Consider the following 1,913-nt stretch of genomic DNA (forward strand, 5'->3'; position numbering starts at 1 on the left):
TGCCCGGCCCGGAGCGCATCGAAGTGGCAGGAGTTTCCGGGGCCGGTTGACATAATTCCGCTTTGATCGGCCCCGCGACCCCAGATCATTGCTTCCTGGCTGCGGGGCGGATAAAGCGCTATTATGTCGATCGGCCACCGTAACCCAAGGCGCCGGCGCGAGGTTGCCAGGGGGTTTGCTGCTCCAGGCAGGTCTATTTTGATGCAAGGAGCGGGCAGGACTGCAACCACAGTGCCGGCGCCGCCGGGCACGGGCACCCGGGGCCACGGGCACGGCCACAACAGGCTACGGGCACGGGCACTCAGGGGCCGTGGAGGGCTGGCAGCCAGGCGCGGAGCGAATTGCGCAGGGCCGGGCAACGGCGTAGGCGGCCCGAGGGTAACGGCACCCGGCCGGGTGTTTCGGGTAAAGGGGGGCTACCGGTGAATGACCGGCCATAAACCCCGGCCGCTGGTGCCGTCCGAAGGGCCGCCCCAGCCGTCCGGCCCGGAGCATCTGAGCGGAGCGCCGCTGCCAGACCGCCTTTTCTATCTCCCCCCTCTATATAGATATTACCGGCTAAAAGGGGGGAATTTTTCCTCTGTGTGAAGAAAATCTTCTGGGCCGCGCCAGCTCTGGTGTTATTAAGACGATTAATGTTGATAGAAACATTAATGGAAACAGCATCGCTTACACCTTGTCGTCCACGGTAACAATGTCCGCGTCCACCAGTTCGACCAGGGCCGGGGCGTAGACGTCAGCGGCAATCATGGCCTGGGCTGCCTGCTGGATTTGCTCCGGGGTGAGGCTGTCCTTAGGGTCAGGGACGCGAATGCTTTTACGAGCGTCGTCAGCAGTGCGAAAGGTCAGGCGCAGGTACTTCATGCTTTATACCTCCTTAAGCTTGAATCAAACGGCCACGGTCCACCAGGCCCAGGGAGACCAGGGTGAAGGTTTGCAGATTGGCCACGGCCTGGGCAAAGGAATAGATGCCGTCCAGGGTGGCGTTGGACTTCATGCCGCCATAGCTGATGCTCTTGTACATGGGGTTTCCTTCCTGGTCCACACCGGTTTGGAGAGTCAGGACAACAGTGCGGCTGCCTGGAATGAGTTGGGCAGGCATAAGTGATTCCTCCTCCTTGTTTGAGTTGGGGTTGGTTGGGGGTTATCGTGGTAAACAAAAGTACGAGTGCCTGGCAAAGCCTCTTGAGCAGGTCCAGGATGAAGGTGAACCACCCCACGGGGAAGAGGAGAGCCTTCTTCCCGTGCTGAATCCATTGGTAGGGGTCCACCCAGGCAGGAAGCTGGACTTTGCCGTCTATCCAGTCAGATAACCGGTCGAGCAGGGTGCTTTCGGGGTTATCGTGTACCGTAGGGGTATTGGAACCCTGGGTTTGTTCAAGGGTATCGTGTGCATTATAAGCTTTTAGTTGACTATGGGTATAAGAATGGACTACCCCTTTTGAAACAATGGGCCGGCCCGCATGGAATGTGGCTACGGCCTGTTTCTTGCTGTAACGACGGTAGCTGTCTGCCACCTGGGGCTCGATGCTTTTGTGCCAGGCAAAGCCATAGCGGGAATGCCAGTACGTGGAAATGAACTGGGCTATCGTATGACCGGGGCAACCCAGCAGGAGTGCGTGGATGTGCAGGCGTTCCCGTTTCCCCGTGCGGGGGTCGGTATTTGAGGCATAGAGTTCGATGGAATATTCCCAGCCCTCCCGGTGTTTCCGCTGGCGCAGGGCATTCTGGAGACGGCAGATGGCTTCTCGTGCTTCCTCCAGGGAGACCTCTCGCCTGAACGTTAATGTCATCGCCTGGTGACTCAGTTTTCGTTGGTTGGCCAATCGGGTAACCCCCCTGGAAACATCCTTTCACCTATATATAGTACCGGGGGGTCGTTCAAGCCCCGGAAGCAACGGCAAAGTGGCCAG

At 58.8% G+C, this 1,913-nt stretch carries 3 protein-coding genes; 1 reads left to right on the forward strand and 2 read right to left on the reverse strand.

Translation table 11 applies throughout. The features are described from left to right. Positions 1-201: 201 nt before the first annotated feature. Positions 202-426, forward strand: coding sequence for a hypothetical protein (locus BUA65_RS18690; RefSeq protein ID WP_207543942.1), 225 nt, complete (start codon positions 202-204; stop codon positions 424-426). Between the two features lie 243 nt (positions 427-669). Here BUA65_RS18690 and BUA65_RS17490 read toward each other — a convergent pair whose 3' ends face one another. Beyond that, complete coding sequence (locus tag BUA65_RS17490; protein WP_072871681.1) at positions 670-864, reverse strand: DUF2922 domain-containing protein; 195 nt, start codon at positions 862-864, stop codon at positions 670-672. Between the two features lie 13 nt (positions 865-877). Next, entirely contained in the window at positions 878-1,102 is a 225-nt protein-coding gene (locus BUA65_RS17495; protein ID WP_072871684.1) for a DUF1659 domain-containing protein, read from the reverse strand. Positions 1,103-1,913: the final 811 nt, after the last annotated feature.

It is taken from the genome of Desulfofundulus thermosubterraneus DSM 16057 (assembly GCF_900142025.1).
GTDB classification, from domain to species: Bacteria; Bacillota; Desulfotomaculia; order Desulfotomaculales; family Desulfovirgulaceae; genus Desulfofundulus; species Desulfofundulus thermosubterraneus.